The sequence below is a fragment of the Pseudomonas sp. S3E12 genome, assembly GCF_001702295.1.
In the GTDB taxonomy this organism is placed as follows: Bacteria; Pseudomonadota; Gammaproteobacteria; order Pseudomonadales; family Pseudomonadaceae; genus Aquipseudomonas; species Aquipseudomonas marginalis.
In genome coordinates, this window is record NZ_MBDT01000004.1 from 222,278 (window position 1) to 242,526 (window position 20,249).

General features: G+C 62.6%; 21 protein-coding genes. 9 read left to right on the forward strand and 12 right to left on the reverse strand.

Annotated features, from left to right (window positions below; genetic code table 11):
* From rlmH to BB029_RS04555, 4 genes are all read right to left on the reverse strand, one after another.
* Positions 1-468, reverse strand: coding sequence for a 23S rRNA (pseudouridine(1915)-N(3))-methyltransferase RlmH (rlmH, locus tag BB029_RS04540; protein WP_003176297.1), 468 nt, complete (start codon positions 466-468; stop codon positions 1-3).
* 9 nt (positions 469-477) lie between these two features.
* Positions 478-972 (reverse strand): ribosome silencing factor, encoded by a 495-nt coding sequence (gene rsfS, locus BB029_RS04545; RefSeq protein ID WP_065924878.1) that lies wholly within the window; start codon positions 970-972, stop codon positions 478-480.
* Between the two features lie 69 nt (positions 973-1,041).
* A complete protein-coding gene (nadD, locus tag BB029_RS04550; RefSeq protein WP_065938367.1) occupies positions 1,042-1,686 on the reverse strand; it encodes a nicotinate-nucleotide adenylyltransferase in 645 nt (214 codons plus the stop codon).
* Entirely contained in the window at positions 1,686-2,951 is a 1,266-nt protein-coding gene (locus BB029_RS04555; RefSeq protein ID WP_065938368.1) for a glutamate-5-semialdehyde dehydrogenase, read from the reverse strand. The genes nadD and BB029_RS04555 overlap by 1 nt, the downstream gene beginning before the upstream one ends.
* Before the next feature lie 175 nt (positions 2,952-3,126).
* Between BB029_RS04555 and BB029_RS04560 the strand changes: the two genes are divergently transcribed.
* Together BB029_RS04560 and BB029_RS04565 are read left to right on the forward strand one after the other, a co-directional pair.
* Positions 3,127-3,810, forward strand: a complete 684-nt coding sequence (locus BB029_RS04560; protein WP_065938369.1) for a DNA-3-methyladenine glycosylase — start codon at positions 3,127-3,129, stop codon at positions 3,808-3,810.
* Positions 3,811-3,835: 25 nt separating this feature from the next.
* Entirely contained in the window at positions 3,836-5,152 is a 1,317-nt protein-coding gene (locus BB029_RS04565) for a bifunctional DedA family/phosphatase PAP2 family protein (protein WP_065938370.1), read from the forward strand.
* Here BB029_RS04565 and BB029_RS04570 read toward each other — a convergent pair.
* From BB029_RS04570 to BB029_RS04585, 4 genes are all read right to left on the reverse strand, one after another.
* Positions 5,146-5,361: a hypothetical protein gene (locus tag BB029_RS04570; RefSeq protein WP_065938395.1), complete on the reverse strand. Its 216-nt coding sequence runs from the start codon at positions 5,359-5,361 to the stop codon at positions 5,146-5,148. The two genes, BB029_RS04565 and BB029_RS04570, sit on opposite strands and share 7 nt — an antisense overlap.
* 100 nt (positions 5,362-5,461) lie before the next feature.
* A complete protein-coding gene (locus tag BB029_RS04575; RefSeq protein ID WP_065938371.1) occupies positions 5,462-6,052 on the reverse strand; it encodes an LON peptidase substrate-binding domain-containing protein in 591 nt (196 codons plus the stop codon).
* Positions 6,053-6,073: 21 nt separating this feature from the next.
* Positions 6,074-6,790: an LrgB family protein gene (locus BB029_RS04580; protein WP_027605228.1), complete on the reverse strand. Its 717-nt coding sequence runs from the start codon at positions 6,788-6,790 to the stop codon at positions 6,074-6,076.
* Positions 6,787-7,140 carry a CidA/LrgA family protein gene (locus BB029_RS04585; RefSeq protein WP_065924885.1) on the reverse strand — a complete coding sequence of 118 codons (354 nt, stop codon included), beginning with the start codon at positions 7,138-7,140 and terminating at the stop codon, positions 6,787-6,789. The genes BB029_RS04580 and BB029_RS04585 overlap by 4 nt, the downstream gene beginning before the upstream one ends.
* A 165-nt stretch (positions 7,141-7,305) precedes the next feature.
* Here BB029_RS04585 and BB029_RS04590 point away from each other — a divergent pair, with 165 nt between their 5' ends.
* The 3 genes from BB029_RS04590 to BB029_RS04600 all read left to right on the forward strand — a co-directional run bounded on the left by BB029_RS04590 (position 7,306) and on the right by BB029_RS04600 (position 10,256).
* A complete protein-coding gene (locus BB029_RS04590) occupies positions 7,306-7,761 on the forward strand; it encodes a MaoC family dehydratase (protein ID WP_027605226.1) in 456 nt (151 codons plus the stop codon).
* Between the two features lie 105 nt (positions 7,762-7,866).
* A complete protein-coding gene (locus BB029_RS04595) occupies positions 7,867-9,585 on the forward strand; it encodes a C13 family peptidase (protein WP_065938372.1) in 1,719 nt (572 codons plus the stop codon).
* Positions 9,586-9,614: 29 nt separating this feature from the next.
* The gene (locus BB029_RS04600; RefSeq protein ID WP_027605224.1) at positions 9,615-10,256 is read left to right on the forward strand and encodes an oxidoreductase; all 642 of its coding nucleotides are present in this window, start codon (positions 9,615-9,617) and stop codon (positions 10,254-10,256) included.
* A 37-nt stretch (positions 10,257-10,293) separates the two neighbouring features.
* On the opposite strand, the gene BB029_RS04605 is transcribed toward BB029_RS04600, so the two are convergent.
* The 4 genes from BB029_RS04605 to BB029_RS04620 form a co-directional block, all read right to left on the reverse strand.
* Positions 10,294-10,578 carry a YceK/YidQ family lipoprotein gene (locus tag BB029_RS04605; protein WP_065938373.1) on the reverse strand — a complete coding sequence of 95 codons (285 nt, stop codon included), beginning with the start codon at positions 10,576-10,578 and terminating at the stop codon, positions 10,294-10,296.
* A complete protein-coding gene (gene ubiX / locus BB029_RS04610) occupies positions 10,571-11,200 on the reverse strand; it encodes a flavin prenyltransferase UbiX (RefSeq protein WP_027605222.1) in 630 nt (209 codons plus the stop codon). The genes BB029_RS04605 and ubiX overlap by 8 nt, the downstream gene beginning before the upstream one ends.
* A complete protein-coding gene (gene mpl / locus BB029_RS04615; RefSeq protein WP_065938374.1) occupies positions 11,197-12,546 on the reverse strand; it encodes a UDP-N-acetylmuramate:L-alanyl-gamma-D-glutamyl-meso-diaminopimelate ligase in 1,350 nt (449 codons plus the stop codon). Before mpl ends, ubiX begins: the two co-directional genes overlap by 4 nt.
* 73 nt (positions 12,547-12,619) lie before the next feature.
* Positions 12,620-14,515, reverse strand: a complete 1,896-nt coding sequence (locus BB029_RS04620) for a sigma-54-dependent Fis family transcriptional regulator (RefSeq protein ID WP_065938375.1) — start codon at positions 14,513-14,515, stop codon at positions 12,620-12,622.
* Positions 14,516-14,787: 272 nt separating this feature from the next.
* Here BB029_RS04620 and BB029_RS04625 point away from each other — a divergent pair, with 272 nt between their 5' ends.
* From BB029_RS04625 to eutC, 4 genes are all read left to right on the forward strand, one after another.
* Positions 14,788-16,308: an aldehyde dehydrogenase family protein gene (locus tag BB029_RS04625; protein WP_027605219.1), complete on the forward strand. Its 1,521-nt coding sequence runs from the start codon at positions 14,788-14,790 to the stop codon at positions 16,306-16,308.
* 143 nt (positions 16,309-16,451) lie between these two features.
* Positions 16,452-17,885 carry an ethanolamine permease gene (gene eat, locus BB029_RS04630; RefSeq protein ID WP_024077594.1) on the forward strand — a complete coding sequence of 478 codons (1,434 nt, stop codon included), beginning with the start codon at positions 16,452-16,454 and terminating at the stop codon, positions 17,883-17,885.
* A gap of 57 nt (positions 17,886-17,942) precedes the next feature.
* Entirely contained in the window at positions 17,943-19,337 is a 1,395-nt protein-coding gene (locus BB029_RS04635) for an ethanolamine ammonia-lyase subunit EutB (protein WP_027605218.1), read from the forward strand.
* On the forward strand, positions 19,334-20,167 hold the full coding sequence (gene eutC / locus BB029_RS04640; protein WP_065938376.1) for an ethanolamine ammonia-lyase subunit EutC: 834 nt from the start codon (positions 19,334-19,336) through the stop codon (positions 20,165-20,167). Before BB029_RS04635 ends, eutC begins: the two co-directional genes overlap by 4 nt.
* Positions 20,168-20,249: the final 82 nt, after the last annotated feature.

Here is a 20,249-nt window from a genome sequence, read left to right on the forward strand (position 1 = left end):
TTATTTGTGGTAAGGGTGCCCGGACAGAACTGTCCAGGCGCGATACAGCTGTTCACCGATCAGAATCCTTACCAACGGGTGCGGCAGCGTCAGCGCCGACAGCGACCAGCGCTGGTCCGCCCGCGCGCAGACTTCCGGCGCCAGCCCTTCGGGGCCGCCGACCATGAAGTTGACGGTGCGCGAGTCCAGGCGCCAGCGATCCAGTTCCACCGCCAGTTGCTCGGTGCTCCAGGGTTTGCCGTGCACTTCCAGGGTGACGATGCGCTCGTTGGGGCCGACCTTGGCCAGCATCGCTTCGCCTTCCTGACGGATAAAGCGCGCCACGTCGGCATTCTTGCCCCGGGTGTTGAGCGGTATCTCCACCAGTTCCAGCGACAGCTCGGCAGGCAGACGCTTGGCATACTCGTGCCAGCCTTCTTCCACCCACTTGGGCATGCGTGAACCGACAGCAATCAGACGCAGGCGCACAGCCGTTCCTTATTCCTGGTCTTTGTTGAGCTTGTCGAAGTGCGCGTGGCCCACTTCCGGGCTGTGGTGCTTGCCATCGGCGGCACGGCTCTGCTCGGCGCCTTTCCACAGACGCTCCAGGTCGTAGAACTGACGGGCATTGCTGGTCATCATGTGAACGATCACGTCGTCCATGTCCAGCAGCACCCAGTCGCTGTCGCCCTTGCCTTCTTCACCCAGCGGCTTCACGCCCTGGGCTTTGACGGCTTCGCGAACCTTGTCCAGCATCGCGCCGATCTGGCGGTTGGAGGTACCGGTGGCGATGATCATGAAGTCGGTGATGCTCTGCTTGTCGCGCACGTCCAGGACCTGGATGTCCTGGGCCTTCACGTCTTCCAGGGCGGCAACGGCGACTTTCACCAGCGCTTCGCCAGCCAGTTCCGGGCCAACGTGGGCTTCAACCGGCAGCGGGGCGCTTTTGAACGTGCCTTTGCGTTTTACTTTGCTTACGTCTTTGTTCGTCATAAAAAACTCGTTTTGCTCATATGTTCGGGCGCTCGCTGCACGAGTGTTCGTGCGTTCAAGCGCGCCTTTTCAGTTCGACGCACGGTAAAGCCCGTGCGCATCGATGTAGGCCAGGACCGCGTCAGGCACCAGGAAACGTACCGACTTCCCGCTGGCCAGCAGTTGACGGATCTGGGTGGCGGACACCGCAAGCGGGGTCTGCCAGACGAATGCAATATTCCCGTTCGGCCCGGTCAGGGCCAAGGGGTCACTTACCGACCGCGCGGCCAGCAGGTTGCGCAAGGCATCCGGCGGTTCGCTGTCGGCATCCGGGCGTTGCAAAACCAGGATGTGGCAGTGCTGGAGGAGTTCCTCCCAGCGATGCCAAGAGGGCAGGCCGCAAAATGCGTCCCAGCCCAAAAGCAGAAACAACTGGTCATCCGCGGCCAACTCGGCGCGCATCAGCTCCAGGGTGTCGACAGTGTAGGACGGTTTATCGCGCTTGAGCTCACGATCGTCCACCACCAGCGGCGGTATGCCCTCTACGGCCAGGCGTACCATTTTCAGGCGCTGCTGCGGCGACACCTGCGGGGTATCGCGATGGGGCGGCCGGAAGTTAGGGATCAGGCGCAGCTCATCCAGCGCCAAGGCATCCGCGACTTCCAGGGCACTGCGCAAATGGCCGATGTGCACGGGGTCGAAGGTACCGCCGAGCAGCCCGATGCGTTTAGCCATCAAGTGCGCACATGACCGTCGCCGAACACCACGTACTTCTCGCTGGTCAGGCCTTCCAGGCCAACCGGGCCGCGTGCGTGGAGCTTGTCGGTGGAGATGCCGATCTCCGCCCCCAGGCCATACTCGAAGCCGTCGGCAAAGCGCGTCGAGGCGTTGATCATCACCGAAGCGGAATCCACTTCGGTGAGGAAACGCCGGGCATCGCTGAAATGCTCGGAGACAATGGCGTCGGTGTGCTTGGAGCCGTACGTGTTGATGTGTTCGATGGCCTGGTCCAGGTCGTCGACGATGCGGATCGACAGGATCGGCGCCGTGTACTCGGTGTACCAGTCCTGCTCGGTGGCTTCGATCACGTCCGCGCCCAACAGCGCACGGGTGCGTTCGCAACCGCGCAGCTCCACGCCCTTGTCACGGTAGATGGCAGCCAGCGGCGGCAGCACGCGCTCGGCAATGCCGACGTGCACCAGCAGGGTTTCCATGGTGTTGCACGGCGCGTAGCGATGGGTCTTGGCGTTGTCGGCGATGCGGATCGCCTTGTCGATGTCGGCGGCGATGTCGATGTACACGTGGCACACGCCGTCCAGGTGCTTGATCACTGGCACCTTGGCATCGCGGCTGACGCGCTCGATCAGGCTCTTGCCACCGCGCGGCACGATCACGTCGACGAATTCCGGCATGGTGATCAGCGCGCCGACAGCGGCACGGTCGGTGGTTTCCACCACCTGCACCACTTCGGCCGGCAACTCGGCCACGGCCAGGCCCTGCTGGATGCAGGCGGCGATGGCGCGGTTGGAATTGATCGCCTCGGAACCGCCACGCAGGATGGTGGCGTTGCCCGACTTGAGGCACAGGCTCGCGGCGTCGATGGTCACGTTCGGGCGCGACTCATAGATGATGCCGATCACGCCCAGGGGTACGCGCATCTTGCCCACCTGGATGCCGGACGGCAGGTAACGCATATCGCGAATTTCACCGATGGGGTCAGGCAGCTTGGCCACCTGACGCAACCCTTCGATCATGTCGTCGATACGTGCCGGCGTCAGCGCCAGGCGGTCCAGCAAGGCGGGCTCGAGGCCATTGGCGCGGCCGTTGGCCAGGTCCAGTTCGTTGGCGGCAGTCAGCTCGGAGCGCGAAGCGTCCAGAGCATCGGCGGCGGCCAGCAGGGCACGGTTCTTCTGCGCGGTGCTCGCACGGGCGATCAACCGCGAGGCCTGACGGGCAGCGCGACCCAGGCGGGTCATGTAGTCAAGAACGGACTCAGTCATGGTCAGGGAGTCTTGGCAAAGAGGAAAGCGGCAGATTATAGCTGTGACGCCGCCCGACTGACAGCGGTGAGGGGCGGATGGTCGAAATGAACTGTAAAAACCTGGGGTTCAGCCGTAATTAAGGTGGGAGTTGTTATTATTCCGTCACATTTAGCCGTATTAACCCCAGGCCACCATGCCCAGTTCTTCGCCCCAACTCCCCGCCAGCGCCCTGCCCGACAGCTTCTTCGACCGTGACGCGCAAATACTCGCGCGAGATTTGCTTGGAAAAGTCATCCGCCATCGCGTCGGCGATAGCTGGCTTTCGGCGCGAATTATTGAAACCGAAGCCTATTACGTGGCCGAAAAAGGCAGCCACGCCTCACTCGGCTACACAGAAAAGCGTAAGGCTTTGTTTCTGGATGGCGGGCATATCTATATGTACTACGCCCGTGGCGGCGATTCGCTGAACTTCAGCGCGCAGGGGCCGGGCAATGCCGTGCTGATCAAATCGGCCTATCCCTGGGTCGATGAGACCTCCGGGCCCGCCAGCCTGGCGCAGATGCTGCTGAACAACCCGAATGCCGATGGCAGCCCGCGCGCGTCGCAGAAGCTGTGTGCCGGCCAGACGTTGCTGTGCAAGGCGCTGGGCCTGAAGGTGCCGATGTGGGATGCCAAGCGCTTTGATCAAGAAGGGCTCTATGTCGAAGACGTCGGCCAGACACCGATACAGATCATCCAGACCACCCGCCTGGGCATCCCCAGCGGCCGTGACGAGCACTTGATGTACCGCTTCGTCGATGCTGGCTATGCGCCCTACTGCACGCGGAACCCGCTGCGCCGGGGCCAGGTCGAAGGCCGCGACTATTTCCTGATTTGAATCTGTGGCGATGGAGTAACGATTTATGGGCCAATGGCTCGATAGCATTACCGGCTGGCTGACCCTCAACCCGCAATGGCTGGCGGCGGCGGTGTTTATCGTCGCGTGCGTGGAATGCCTGGCCATTGCCGGGCTGATCGTGCCGGGCACGGTGCTGCTGTTTGCCATTGCGGCGATGGCTGGCAGCGGCGCCTTGTCCCTGAGTGAAACCCTGCTGCTGGGGTTCCTGGGAGGCTTGTTGGGCGACGGGGTTTCCTACTTCCTGGGCCGACACTTCCATCAGAACATCCGCCGCCTGCCCGGCCTGCGCCACCACCCGGAATGGATGAGCGGCGCGGAAACCTACTTCCACAAATACGGCATCGCCAGCCTGCTGGTGGGACGTTTCATCGGACCATTGCGGCCAATGCTGCCGATGGTGGCCGGGATGTGCGACATGCCGTTCCCGCGTTTCGCCCTGGTCAGCCTTCTGGCGGCAGCCGGTTGGTCGGTCGCCTACCTGCTACCAGGCTGGGCAACCGGCGCTGCGTTCCGCCTGCCATTGCCGGAAGGGTTCTGGCCTGAGGCGGGGGTTGTTACAGCCTGCCTGGCAGCCATGCTGGGACTGAGCCTGCACACCAGCGTGCGCGGCCATCGTCGCGCGACCTTGTGGATAGGGTGCGCCAGCCTGACATTATTGATCGCTCTGTTTATCGGCTATACCCACCTGGATGACTTTGACCAGGGCCTGAGCGCGCTGGTACAGGAACATCGCAGCCCCTGGCTGGACCACACCATGGTGATGGTGACCCAACTGGGTGAGTTCAAGAAAATGTTCTTCGCCAGCGCCGTATTCACCGCGCTGCTGCTACTGGCGCGGCAATGGCGTCATGCCGTGTTTGTCGGCGCAACACTGGCCGGGGCGGCGGTGATCAATACCGGGACCAAACTGTTTTTCGCCCGTGGCCGCCCGGAAATCCTCACCGACCCATTGACCAGCTTCAGCATGCCCAGCGGCCACGCCTCCGGTGCGTTTGCGTTTTTTCTGGCGTTGGCGGTGCTGGCCGGTCGTGGACAACCCACGCGCCTGCGTCTGACCTGGATGTTGCTGGGCTGTATTCCTGCGGCCTTCATCGCACTGTCACGGGTCTACCTCGGCGCCCATTGGCCCACCGACATCCTGGCTGGCACGCTGCTGGCAATGACTGTGTGCGCATTCAGCCTTACCGTCTGCCAGTACCGCAGCCCACTGCCGCCGATGCCGCAGAAGGCCTGGTGGCTGGTATTACCCGCGGTGGTGGCGGTGCTCGGTTTCATTGCCTTTACCGGCACCCCCCACGCGCTGCTCAGGTATGCCTATTGACCCTGGGCCGGACCGAGCCAGTCAACGGGTGCGGCGCGGCGTTCAATACACCGCTCGCGTCGTTCCAGCAACATCTCATCCGCTATTTCCGCGGCGCGTTCAGCGATGTATTCCGGACCGCGCTTGGCGTCCAACCGCAGCAATTGCGCGGCAATATTGCCAAAAAAAGCGTCCCAGGCTGCCTGCTCCGATTGCGCTAGCCGAATCATGCTCATCCCCGATCATTGTTGAGTGATCGGCGACTATTTCAGCCCTCGCACCGGGAGCAACGAAGAAACGTCTGAACGAGGTGCAGGACTGATCCGAAACTCAGGTGAACAACTCCCCCTGAAGCTCATCGAGCAGCATCTGGATCGCATCCAGCCGCTGCTGCGGGTCGTCGAGTTGCAGCAGGTCGATCTTGTCGGCCTCAGTGAACGGCAAGAGATAAGCCAGTTGATTGCCCAAGGCTTGCTGGCCATCGGCGTGAGTGTCCATGTCCAGCGACGCGACCATCGGGTGTTCGGCCAGGGCCTGGAGCAAGGCCAGCAGGTCGGCATCCTCTTCTTCCAGCGCCTGGTCCGGCAGTTCTTCCAGCCATTGCACCTCGGCCACCAGCAGCTGGTCCTTCTGCACGCCGGCGTCTCGCACGCGGAAGCGCCGCCCGCCTTCGACGCGAATCCCCAGCAGGCCGTTGTCCTGCTGCTTGAAGTCGCGAATCAACGCTTCGCAGCCGATCAACGCATAGCCATCCGGGGCCATGCCCACCTCCTTGCCATCGAGGATGCACACCACGCCGAAGCTTTCGCCCTTTTTCATGCAGCGGCTGATCATGTCCAGGTAGCGCGCCTCGAACAGTTGCAGGTCGAGGATGCAGCCAGGGAACAGCACGGTATTGAGGGGAAACAGCGCCAGACTCATAAAGGCTTCCTTAAACCCGGTTTAAACAATCACTGACACGGCCAGCGGCAGGAATACCGCTGTGGCTACGCCCATCAGACTCATGGCCAGCGCCGCAAAAGCGCCACACTCTTCGCTTTCCTGCAGGGCCACCGAGGTGCCGACGGCGTGGGCGGTCATGCCCAGCGCCATACCGCGCGCCTCGGGACTGTGCACCCCAAGACGCGAGAGTAACGCCGGGCCAACCATCGCGCCCACCACCCCGGTAATCAGCACAAACACCGCCGCCAAGGCTGCCACACCGCCGATCTGTTCGGCCACCAGCATGGCAATCGGCGAGGTCACCGACTTCGGTGCCATGGTCATCAACATCCTGTGTTCGGCGCCGAACCACCAGCCCAGCAGTACGCACAGGCCGGTGGCCAACACGCCGCCTATCACCAGCGTAGTAAAAATCGGCCAGAACAATTGCCGAATCCGCCGCAGGTTCAGATAGAGCGGCACCGCCAGGGCCACCGTCGCCGGGCCCAGCAGGATCCCCATGATCTCCGTGCTCTTGCGGTACTCGGCGTAGCTCAGGCCGCACGTGAGCAACACGCCGATCACCAGCAGCATGGAGACCAGCACCGGTTGCAGGAAAATCCAGCGGGTTTTCTCGAAACCCGCCAGCACCAGCTGGTAGGCGCCCAGGGTGATCCCGATACCGAACAGCGGGTGATGAATCACCGCCGTCCATGCGCCGTGCCAGTCGAAGATCATTGATCCTGCTCCTTGCGCTTGACCATGCGTTCCATCAACAGCCCGACAAAGCCCATGGCGATCACCAGCGACAACACCAGTGCACCGACGATGGCCCAGAAATCGGCGGCAATATCCCTGGCATACACCATCACCCCCACCGCCGGCGGCACCAGCAGCAACGGCAAGTAGCGCAGCAGGCTGCTGGCCGCCAGGCTCAGGGGCTCGCCGACTTCGCCACGCCAGATCAGGAACCCGAGCATCAACAGCAGGCCGATGATCGGCCCCGGCAGTACCGGCACCAGCAAATGATTGATCGCCGTGCCGATCAATTGAAACAGCACCAGCCATGTCAGACCACGTAACAGCATCCGCTCTCTCCCCCCTCAAGACCCGCCCGCATTATAAGCATGCCCGCCCTATGCTCCGGCATTCGCCAAAAGCATGGTGGGTTGACCGGGCTGGTTGGCCATGATGATCTACATTGGTTCTCTGTACCCCATAACAACAGCACCGATGAACCAAGGAGAGACGCAATGCCCTATGTACCCGTAGCGCAGCTCAAAGATTATGTCGGCAAGGAACTGGGACGTTCCGAATGGCTCACCATCGACCAGGCACGTATCAACCTGTTCGCCGAGGCCACTGGCGATCATCAGTTCATCCATGTCGACCCGGTCAAGGCCGCGCAAACCCCGTTCGGCAGCACCATTGCCCACGGTTTCCTGTCGCTGTCGCTGATGCCCAAGCTGATGGAAGATATCCTGATCGTGCCCGAAGGCCTGAAGATGGCCGTCAACTATGGCCTGGACAGCGTGCGCTTTATCCAGCCGGTGAAAGTCAATTCCAAGGTGCGCCTGAACGTAACGCTCACCGACGTCACCGAGAAAAAGCCCGGCCAATGGCTGCTCAAGGCCACCGCCACCCTGGAAATCGATGGCCAGGAAAAACCCGCTTACGTCGCCGAGTCGTTGTCGCTCTACTTCGTGTAAGCCCATCCCTGTGGCGAGCCACTGAAACTCGCCACAGGGTATGTAAATTTATGTATGAAACTCGCAGCTGCGGCATACTCGGCGCTCAATTATCCGGATCCCGCTATGCGCCCACTCGCTCCCCTTGCCCTTGCCCTGTTGCTCACCGCTTGCGGAGACGGCGAATCGCTGTTGCCGCCCGATGCGCGCCTGCCCGATGGCGGTCGTTACCGGGGCGATGTGGTCAATGGTCTGCTGCAAGGCCAGGGCCGCGTGGATTATCCCAACGGCAGCTGGTACGCCGGGCAGTTCGACAAAGGCCAGTGGCACGGCCAGGGCGAATGGCATGGCAGCAACGGCGAAGTCTATAAAGGCCAGTTCCAGCAAGGTCTGTTCGATGGCCAGGGCAGCCTGACCACGGCCGGCAGCCACTATGTGGGCGGGTTCAAGAACGGTCGGCGCAACGGCGAAGGCACCCTCAAAGAAGGGCAGATGACCTATCGCGGCGAATTCAAGGACGACCAGTATTCCGGCCTCGGCCGCCTGGAACTGGCGGATGGCAGCCAGTATCAGGGCCAGTTCGCCCACGGCAAGCCGAACGGTGAAGGCCAGCGCAATGACGACAGCGGCAACCAATTCAGCGGCCACTTCGTCGACGGCCAGCTGGAGGGCAACGGTACGTTCAACAGCGCCGACGGCGACATCTATGTCGGCCAGTTCAAGCAGAACCAGCTCAACGGCAAGGGCCGTTATGAAAACGCCGATGGCGACGTGTGGATCGGCCAGTTCAAGGAAGGCGCACTCAGCGGCAAGGGCGAGTTGATCGGCGTCGACGGCAGCCACTACGTCGGCCAGTTCAGCGACTGGCGCTTTACCGGCGAAGGCCGCCTGAACCTGACCGACGGCAGCTTTTATATCGGCGGCTTCGACAGCGACAACTATCAAGGCCGCGGCACCCTGGTACTCACCGACGGCACCGTGCAGGCCGGTACCTGGGTCAACGGCATGCGCGTGCGTGATGCCGACGGCACGCTGTTGCCCGACCCGCTGGAAATCGGCGTACTGGCCCAGGGCCGCCTGCTGGACACCGCCCTCGCCGCCGTGCCCGCCTCCACCTCGGCCGTGGAGCTGTACACCCTGGCCGTGGCCGGCGACGGTAAACAAAGCGTGTTCCTGCGCGAAGCCGATTACGTCAGCAATATGCTCGCCACCCGCTTCGGTGCCCGTGGGCAGATCCGCCTGGTCAACCACCGCGACCATATCGCCGACCGACCACTGGCCACCCGCGAAAGCCTGCGCCGGGCCGTGCAGACCCTGGCCGAGCGCACCGGGCCGGAAGACCTGGTGTTTATCTACATGACCAGCCACGGCACCCACGAACACGAACTGGTGCTGGATCAACCGCGCATGGAATTGGCCGACCTGCCTGCCGATGAACTGGCCGCCGTGCTGGCGCCGCTGAAAAACCGCGACAAGATCGTGGTGATTTCAGCCTGCTACTCCGGCGGTTTCATCCCGGCCCTCAAAGACGAACGCACCCTGATCATGACCGCCTCGCGCGCCGACCGCGTGTCCTTCGGCTGTTCCGAAGAGGCCGACTTCACCTACTTCGGCGACGCCCTCTTCGCCCAAGCCTTCAACCAGACCGACGATTTGCAGCAAGCCTTCAAGCTGGCGCAGCTGCATGTGAGCGAACGCGAACAGGCAGACAACTTCGAAGCGTCCGAACCGCAGATCTGGGCCCCCAAAGGCGTGATCGCCCATTGGCAATTATTACGCAAACAGCAGGCACGAAAGGCGCTGGAAAGCGTCTCAATGAATAGCAAGGAAGCCAAAGGCAACTAAGCTGTAACGTGTAACGAGGGGGAAACACCATGTACTTGACACCTCAGCATATCCTGCTCGCTGGCGCCTCTGGCCTGACCGGCGAACACCTGCTCGACCGCCTGCTCAACGAACCTACCGTGACCCGCGTGCTGGCGCCCAGCCGCAAGCCGCTGGCCGAGCATCCGCACCTGGAAAACCCGGTGGGCGACCCGGCGGTGTTCCTGCCGCAACTGAGCGGCCAGGTGGATATTGCCTTCTGCTGCCTGGGTACCACCATCAAGAAAGCCGGTTCGGAAGAAGCTTTTCGTGCCGTCGACCTGGATATGGTCGTAGCCTTTGCCAAGCGCGCGCGGGAGATGGGCGCGCGGCACCTGATCGTGATCAGTGCGATTGGCGCCGATCCGAAATCCTCGGTGTTCTACAACCGGGTCAAAGGGGAAATGGAACAGGCACTCAAGGCCCAGGACTGGCCGCAACTGACCATCGTGCGACCTTCGTTGCTGCTGGGGGAACGGCTGGAGCCCCGCTTGGCCGAGCAGCTGGCCGGGCCGCTGTCACGGTTGATTCCGGGGAAATACCACGGCATTGAAGTCTGCGAACTGGCCCGGGCCATGTGGCGCCTGGCGCTGGAAGAGCAGGATGGGGTGCGGGTGGTGGAGTCGGACGAACTGCGCAAGCTCGGTAAGTAAGGCCTCCCACATTAGTTTTGTGGTGCCCAGGTCAGCGCTAGAGCCCGCCCGTGGCGTTGAATCCCACACCGAGCACCGTCAACACCGACAGCGGCAATAAAAGCGTGTCGAGCAACGCGCTGGCCGGCAGGTCGACGCCGGGATAGCTGGGCGCCTCGGCACCGAACCGGTCCTTGGCGCAGCAACCTCCGTTCATTGCATACAAATCCAATCGCGTGCCGGCATACACCACCGGCGCGCCGGGCTGCGCGGCGTCCAGCGTACGCGCGGTGGCGCAGCCGGCCAGTTGCAGCGCCAGTATCACCGACAGTGCCTTATTCATCGCTGCTCAAATGGTGTTCGCCCCAACGCGGCAGCATGTCCTGGGGGATATTCAACAGGTTGAGAATGCGCGCCACCACGAAATCCACCAGGTCATCGATGGTCTGCGGCTGGTGATAGAAGCCGGGCGACGCCGGCAGGATGGTCACCCCCAGGTTCGACAGCTTGAGCATGTGCTCCAGATGAATGCTCGAGTACGGCGCCTCACGCGGCACGAGGATCAACTGGCGGCGCTCCTTCAACGTCACGTCGGCGGCGCGTTCGATCAGGTTGTTGCAAGCACCGGTGGCAATCGCCGATAGCGTACCGGTGGAGCACGGCACCACGACCATTGCCGCCGGCGCACCGGAGCCCGAAGCCACCGGCGACATCCAGTCTTCCTTGCCATAGACCTTGATCTGCCCCGCCGCCGCACCGGTGTACTCGGTGAGGAAGGCTTGCATCATCTGCACCTTAGCTGGCAGCGCGACATCAGTCTCGGTGGCCATCACCAACTGCGCGGCCTTGGAGATCAGAAAGTGCACCTCACGGTCTTCACGCACCAGGCAATCGAGCAGGCGCAAGCCATAGGGCGCGCCGGATGCGCCGGTCATCGCCAGGGTGACGCGCTCCGGGCCACTCATTTCAGGGCCTCGGCCAGTTTGCCGTGCAAGCCGCCGAAGCCGCCGTTGCTCATCACCACCACATGGGTGCCAGGCTTGGCCTGTTGCTTGACGAACGCAATGATGCCCTCGATGGAATCACAGACTTTCGACGGCACCGTGCACTGCGCCGCAATCGCCGGCAGGTCCCAGCCCAGGTTGGCCGGGGCATACCACACCACCTGGTCGGCATCGTTAACGCTTTCCGTCAGGCCGTCGCGGTGTGCGCCGAGCTTCATGGAGTTTGAGCGCGGCTCGACAATCGCAATGATCGGGGCATCGCCAACGCGTTTGCGCAAGCCGTCGAGGGTGGTGGCAATGGCCGTTGGGTGGTGGGCAAAGTCGTCGTAGATGGTAATCCCATTCACGTCGGCGACCTTTTCCATACGGCGCTTCACGCTTTTGAACGCACTCAACGCAGCAATGCCCATGGACGGCACCACGCCCACATGCCGCGCGGCCGCCAGGGTGACCAAGGCATTGGCGACGTTGTGCTGGCCAGTCATGTCCCACTCGACGATGCCTTGGGCCTCGCCTTCAAACAGCACTTCAAACCGGGAACCGTCTTCACTGAGCAACTTGACCTGCCATTGCCCACCCGCACCGGTGGTTTGCACCGGGGTCCAGCAGCCCATCTCGATCACGCGTTGCAAGGCTGGCTCGGTGGTCGGGTGGATGACCAGGCCTTCGCTCGGAATGGTGCGTACCAAATGGTGGAACTGCCGCTCGATGGCCGCCAGGTCGGGGAAAATATCCGCGTGATCGAACTCAAGGTTGTTGAGGATCGCCGTGCGCGGGCGGTAGTGGACGAACTTGGAACGCTTGTCGAAGAACGCACTGTCGTACTCGTCGGCTTCGATCACGAAGAACGGCGTATCGCCCAGGCGCGCCGACACCGAGAAGTTCTGCGGCACGCCGCCGATCAGGAAGCCCGGGCTCATGCCCGCGTGCTCCAGCACCCAGGCGAGCATGCTGCTGGTGGTGGTCTTGCCGTGGGTGCCGGCAACGGCCAATACCCAGCGATCTTGCAGCACATGGTCGGCCAGCCACTGTGGGCCGGACACGTAAGGCAAGCCTTTGTTGAGGACGTATTCGACCGCCGGATTGCCCCGGGACATGGCATTGCCGATCACCACCAGGTCCGGCACCGGGTCGAATTGCGCCGGGTCGTAACCCTGGGTCAGCTCAATGCCCTGGGCCTCGAGTTGCGTGCTCATGGGTGGGTAAACATTGGCATCGGAGCCCGTTACGTGATGGCCCAGCTCTTTGGCCAGAACCGCCATCGAACCCATGAAGGTGCCGCAGATACCAAGAATATGAATATGCATAGTCGACCTCGTAAACATCGAGGCAGGTTAGCGCAGGGGGGCGAAAATCGCACTCTTTAGCTGTAGGACCGATCTATGGCGCAGCCCGTGCAATACCGTGCCGGCGCAGCTTTCTATACAGCGTGTTACGGCTGACCCCCAGCTGCTCCGCCGTATGGGTCATGTGCCAGCGTTGTTGCTCCAGGGCCGTGAGCAGGGCGAGTCGCTCGGCGTCGCCCAGGGGCGACTCTGCAAGCCTGGCCTCGGCCACTGCTTGCGGCCGTGCCTGGCGAATCAACGCGGGCAAATCCTCAAGACCGACCCGCCCGTCGTCACACAGCGCCGCCAGCGTACGCAACACCGTGCGCAGTTGCCGAACGTTGCCCGGCCAGGGGTAGGACAGCAGCGCCGAGCGCGCCGCCGGGTCGAGTTTTATGCTCTGGCCGCCCGCCTCCTGCGCCAGCAGGAAATCCAGCAACTGAGGCTTATCGCTGCGTTCACGCAACGCTGGCAAACCGACTTCCAGGCCGTTGAGGCGGTAATACAGGTCTTCCCGAAAACTTCCGTCCTGCACGCGCTCCAGCAAATTCCGGTGAGTCGCGCTGATAATTCTGACATCAACCGCCTGGGGCTCACCGCCGATGGGCACCACCATGCGGTCCTCCAGCACCCTTAACAGACGCGTCTGCAGCGCCAACGGCATATCGCCGATTTCATCGAGGAACAGCGTGCCGCCGTCGGCCTGTTGCAACTTGCCCTGCATGCCGTCCTTGCGCGCGCCGGTAAAGCTGCCGCCGCGGTAGCCGAACAGCTCGCTTTCGATCAGGCTTTCCGGGATGGCGGCGCAGTTGAGGGCAACGAACGCCTTGTCGGCACGCTGGCTGGCGTGATGCACCGCCTTGGCGAAGGCCTCTTTGCCGGAGCCGGTTTCGCCGTTGATCAGCAGGGGCACATCGCGCTCGAATACCCGCAGCGCTTTGCGGAAGTCGCTCTGCAGCGCCGGGTCGCCCAGGCAGATACCGGCCAGCCGTACCGGCTCAGGCTTGGCGATGGGCGCAGGCACACTGCGCGATTGACCGCGCAAGGCCGCGAACAAGTGCCGGCCATCCCGCGTGCGCAATGGCCAACTGGCGGTGGCATTGGCACTGGCGCGACCGAGCAGTTGGTCCAGGGAACACTCGAACAACGCCTCCACCGGTTGCCCCAGCAACCCGCCACGCACCTGCCCCAGCAGGTTGAGTGCGCTCTGGTTGACGGCACATATCCGCCCTTCGCCGTCAAACGCCAACAACCCTTCGCTGAACAGGCCCACCGACTCGGCCTGCAGGTGAAAGCGCAGCAGCCAATGGTTTTCGAAGTGACGCAGGAAGTAGCAACTCTCGATCATCTTCGCCGACAGGTTGACCAGCGCCATGGTGTGGAACTGGCTCTGGCGCGACACCTCCTCCCGGGCCGACGACACGTCCAGCACCGCCAACAGGTCGCCGTGGGGGTCGAACACCGGGCTCGCCGAACAGGTCAGCCCGGTGTGGCGCCCACGAAAATGTTCATCGCGATGAATGGTCAACGACTGGCGTTCCACCAGGCAGGTGCCGATGCCGTTGGTGCCCTCGCACGCTTCGCTCCAATCGGCACCGAGCCACAACCCGGCGCGTTCGAAAATCTTGCGCTCGGACGGCGCCGTGACACAGTTGAGGATCACCCCACGGGCATCGGTCAGCAGCACCGCGTGGCCAGCGCCCGACAGCTGCTGGTGCAGGCTGTTCATCTCGCTGCCGGCGATATGCAGCACCTGTTGCAGGCGCTCGCGGCTTTCCAGCAGACGGCCGTGCTCAAGCACCGTAGGGGCGATGGTCTGGGCAGGATCGAGGTGGTAGTCCTCCAGGCAGCGCAGCCAGGAGCGGGCGATGGACGGGTCACTCGACGGGTCGCGCCCACGGGCCACAGTGAGGACTTGCTGGGCATGGCGACTGAAATGATCGTTGTGCATGTTCTTATTATTCTCCCTGCGTGAGAGCCCCCAGCATCCCCCAGGCACCCAGCCAATGCAATCCCGGACCGACCCGCCGGTCACGGCTTGTACCGTTTATGGCACAAACTGTCACAGCGCCTGTACCAGCCGTGTCACAGCAACGCCTTGCAACAAACCCCAATCCCTTGATTTTCCTGGCCTGCAAAGCAGTGGCCCAACCTTTGCTCTACGCTTTATCAAGCGCTTGCGCGCTGCACTCCAATAAACATAAAAGCCAGGAGATACCCACCATGCGTTACGCACACCCCGGTACTGAAGGCGCGATCGTTTCGTTCAAGGCCAAGTACGGCAACTACATTGGTGGCGAATTCGTTGCCCCGGTCGATGGCAACTATTTCACCAACACCTCGCCGGTCAACGGCAAGCCTATCGCCGAATTCCCGCGCTCCACTGCCAAAGACATCGACAAGGCGCTGGACGCCGCCCACGCTGCCGCTGACGCCTGGGGCAAGACCTCGGCCCAGGACCGCTCGCTGGTGCTGCTGAAAATCGCCGACCGCATCGAACAGAACCTCGAACTGCTGGCCATCACCGAAACCTGGGACAACGGCAAGGCCGTGCGTGAAACCCTCAACGCCGACATCCCGCTGGCCGCCGACCACTTCCGCTACTTCGCCGGTTGCATCCGCGCCCAGGAAGGCACCAGCGCCGAGATCAACGAACACACTGCGTCCTATCACTTCCACGAGCCGCTGGGCGTGGTCGGCCAGATCATCCCGTGGAACTTCCCGCTGCTGATGGCCGCGTGGAAACTCGCCCCGGCCCTGGCCGCCGGCAACTGCGTGGTGCTCAAGCCCGCCGAGCAAACACCGCTGGGCATCAACGTGCTGCTGGAAGTCATCGGCGACCTGCTGCCACCGGGCGTGCTGAACGTGGTGCACGGCTTCGGCAAGGAAGCCGGCGAAGCCCTGGCCACCAGCAAGCGCATCGCCAAGATCGCCTTCACCGGCTCCACCCCGGTGGGCTCGCACATCATGCATGCGGCGGCCGAGAACATCATTCCGTCGACCGTCGAGCTGGGCGGCAAGTCGCCGAACATCTTCTTCGCCGACATCATGAAAGCCGAACCGTCGTTCATCGAGAAAGCCGCCGAAGGCCTGGTGCTGGCGTTCTTCAACCAGGGCGAAGTGTGCACCTGCCCATCCCGCGCGCTGGTGGAAGAGTCGATCTACGACGACTTCATGAAAGTGGTGATGAAGAAGGTCGAGCAGATCAAGCGCGGCGACCCGCTGGACACCGACACCATGGTCGGCGCCCAGGCGTCCGAGCAGCAGTTCGACAAGATCCTGTCCTACCTGGAAATTGCCAAGGGCGAAGGCGCGCAATTGCTCACCGGCGGCAAGGTCGAGCAACTCACCGGCGATATGGCCGGCGGCTATTACATCCAGCCGACCCTGCTCAAGGGCACCAATGAAATGCGCGTGTTCCAGGAAGAAATCTTCGGCCCGGTGGTGAGCATCACCACCTTCAAGGACGAAGCCGAAGCCCTGGCGATTGCCAACGACACCGAGTTCGGCCTGGGCGCCGGTGTGTGGACCCGCGACATCAACCGCGCCTACCGCATGGGCCGCGCGATCAAGGCGGGCCGCGTGTGGACCAACTGCTACCACCTGTACCCGGCGCATGCCGCGTTTGGCGGTTACAAGAAGTCCGGCGTGGGCCGTGAGACCCACAAGATGATGCTGGATCACTACCAGCAGACCAAGAACCTGCTGGTGAGCTACGACATTAATCCGTTGGGCTTCTTCTAACTAACCCCTCCCACAGTTGAAATGCACTCAAATGTGGGAGGGGCTTGCCCTCTCCCACACTTAGCTCTCCACAAGTACTTGCCAATTGCATTCGGCACACAGAGGCCGAGTTAAAAAACAATAACAATGAAAGGTACTTTCCCATGCCTAGCGAACCGACTGGATCTTCTGTCGACTTCGAAAAAGTCGACTCCCAATACTTCCAACAACGCGAACTGAAAAAAGGCGCCGCCGGCTGGGTCCTGCTGGTTGGCCTTGGCGTTGCCTACGTCATCTCCGGCGACTACGCCGGCTGGAACTTCGGCCTGGCCCAGGGTGGCTGGGGCGGGATGTTCCTCGCCACATTGCTGATGGCCACCATGTACCTGTGCATGTGCTTTTCCCTGGCCGAACTGTCTTCCATGATCCCCACCGCCGGCGGTGGCTACGGTTTTGCCCGCAGTGCCTTCGGGCCCTGGGGCGGGTTCCTGACGGGCACCGCCATCCTGATCGAATACGCCATCGCCCCCGCCGCCATCGCAGTGTTTATCGGCGCCTATTGCGAGTCGCTGTTCGGCATCGGCGGCTGGATGATTTACCTGGCGTTCTACATCATCTTTATCGGCATCCATATCTTTGGCGTCGGCGAAGCCTTGAAGCTGATGTTCGTGATCACCGCCATTGCCGCGATTGCGCTGGGCGTGTTCCTGGTGTCGATGGTGCCGCACTTCAATGTCGCCAACCTGCTGGATATTCCGGTGACCGAGGCCAAGGGCGCCAGCACCTTCCTGCCATTTGGCTATGTTGGCGTGTGGGCGGCGATCCCTTATGCGATCTGGTTTTTCCTCGCCGTAGAAGGCGTGCCACTGGCCGCCGAAGAAACCAAGAACCCCAAGCGCGACCTGCCCCGGGGCCTGATCGGCGCCATTGTGGTGCTGACCAGCTTTGCCCTGTTGATCCTGGTGATCGCACCGGGCGGCGCGGGCACCTACGCGCTGGTCAAATCCGGTAACCCGCTGGTGGAAGCGCTGGCGCTGTCCTATGGCGGTTCGACCTGGATGGGCAGTTTCGTCAACCTGGTCGGCCTGGCCGGCTTGATCGCGAGCTTTTTCTCGATTATCTACGCCTATTCGCGGCAGATCTTCGCCTTGTCCCGTGCCGGCTACCTGCCACGCAAACTGTCCCAGACCAACAAGAGCAAGGCCCCGGTACTGGCGCTGGTGATCCCCGGGATTATCGGCTTCGGCCTGTCGCTGACCGGCCAAGGGGATTTGTTGATTCTTGTGGCCGTGTTTGGCGCGACCATTTCCTACGTGCTGATGATGGCCGCGCACATCACCCTGCGCATCCGTCGCCCCAAAATGGACCGGCCTTATCGCACGCCGGGCGGCATCTTCACGTCCGGTGTCGCCCTGGTGCTGGCCTGCGTGGCCGTCGTTGCGGGCTTTTTGGTGGATCCACGGGTGGTGATTGGCGCCGCGATCATCTATGGAGTATTAATTGCTTACTTTGCTTTCTACAGCCGGCATCACTTGGTAGCAGGCACGCCCGAAGAAGAATTCGCCGCGATCCAGGCCGCAGAGGCCGCCTTGCACTAACTGCCGTAAACCTCGACGCGGGTTCCTCTCCTGCCCGCGTCGTCAAGGAGACACTGTATGGCAAGCTTTTCCCACGCGGTCGGTGCACAGACCTACCGCTTCGACAGCCTCAAGGACGTGATGGCCAAGGCCAGCCCCGCCCGCTCCGGGGATTTCCTCGCCGGCGTCGCCGCGCAGAACGACGGTGAGCGGGTGGCGGCGCAAATGGCCTTGGCCAATATTCCGCTCAAGCACTTCCTCGAAGAAGCGCTGATCCCCTATGAAAGCGATGAAGTCACGCGGCTGATCATCGACACCCACGACAAGCAGGCTTTCGCCGTGGTCAGCCACCTGACCGTCGGCGGCCTGCGCGACTGGCTGCTCAGCGACGCCGCCGATGAACAATCCCTACGCGCATTGGCGCCGGGGCTGACACCGGAAATGGCCGCGGCCGTGTCCAAAATCATGCGGGTGCAGGACCTGGTCCTGGTGGCGCAGAAGATCCGGGTGGTCACCCGGTTTCGCGGCACCCTGGGCCTGCGCGGGCGCCTGTCGACCCGCCTGCAACCCAACCACCCGACCGACGAGCCGGCGGGCATCGCTGCGAGCATTCTCGACGGCCTGCTCTACGGCAACGGCGACGCCATGATCGGCATCAACCCGGCCACCGACAGCATCGCCTCGATCTGCGCCATGCTGGAGATGCTCGACGCAATCATCCAGCGCTACGAAATCCCCACCCAGGCCTGTGTGCTGACCCACGTCACCACTTCCATCGAAGCCATCAACCGCGGCGTGCCGCTGGACCTGGTGTTCCAGTCGATTGCCGGCACCGAGGCGGCCAATGCCAGTTTCGGCATCAGCCTGAGCGTGCTGCAGGAAGGTTACGAGGCGGGCTTGAGCCTGAACCGGGGCACCTTGGGCCAGAACCTGATGTATTTCGAAACCGGCCAGGGCAGCGCCTTGTCGGCCAACGCGCATTTTGGCGTCGACCAGCAAACCTGCGAAACCCGCGCCTATGCGGTGGCCCGGCACTTCAAGCCATTTTTGGTGAACACCGTGGTCGGCTTTATCGGCCCCGAGTACCTGTACAACGGCAAGCAGATCATCCGCGCCGGCCTTGAAGACCACTTCTGCGGCAAGCTGCTGGGCGTGCCCATGGGCTGCGACATCTGCTACACCAACCACGCCGAAGCCGACCAGGACGACATGGACACCCTGCTGACCCTGCTGGGCGTCGCCGGGATCAACTTCATCATGGGCATCCCCGGCTCCGACGACATCATGCTCAACTACCAGACCACCTCGTTCCACGACGCCTTGTACGCTCGCCAGACATTGGGTTTAAAGCCGGCGCCGGAGTTTGAACAGTGGCTGGCCAAAATGGGCATCTTTACGCAAGCCGACGGCAAGGTGCGCTTCGGCAACAGCCTGCCACCGGCGTTTCGCCACGCCCTGGCGCAATTGGGATGAAGGAGCCGCCTGTGCAACTCGACCTGCCTGAAAACCCGTGGCTGGAACTGCGCCGCCTGACCCCGGCGCGAATTGCCCTGGGCCGCACCGGCACCAGCATTCCCACCAACGCCCAACTTGATTTCCAATTTGCCCACGCCCAGGCACGGGACGCGGTGCACCTGCCCTTCGATCACGGCGGCCTGAGCAGTCAACTGGCCGAACGTGGGCGCGATAGCCTGTTGCTGCACAGTGCCGCAACCGACCGGCACAGCTACCTGCAACGCCCGGATCTGGGGCGGCGCCTGAGTGACGAGTCGGCCCAGCGCCTGCGGGATTACGCGGCTGCGCATCCCGGCGGCATGGACCTGGCGGTCGTGGTGGCGGACGGTCTGTCGGCGCTGGCAGTGCATAAACATACGCTGCCGTTTCTTACGCGCATGGAAGAACAGACCCACGCCGAAGGGTGGTCCTTGTCGCCGGTGATCCTGGTGGAACAGGGCCGCGTGGCGGTCGCGGATGAAATCGGGCAACTGCTCGGCGCCAAGATGGTGGTGATCCTCATCGGTGAACGGCCGGGGCTCAGTTCGCCGGACAGTTTGGGGCTGTACTTCACCTACAACCCCAAGGTCGGCCTCACCGATGCCTATCGCAACTGCATCTCCAATGTGCGCCTGGAAGGACTGAGCTATGGCATGGCGGCCCATCGCCTGCTGTACTTGATGCGAGAGGCGTGTCGCCGGCAGCTGTCGGGGGTCAACCTGAAGGACGAGGCGCAGGTTCAGACCCTTGAATCCGACGACCCGGACCTGATGAAGGGCAATTTCCTGCTCAGCCCACCCACCGACTGATCCCGGCACGATTGCGCTTTTTCGCGCCTTTAGGCAGCATCAAGTCACGGCCGCTCGTGTGGTCATACCCCATTTGGAAGTT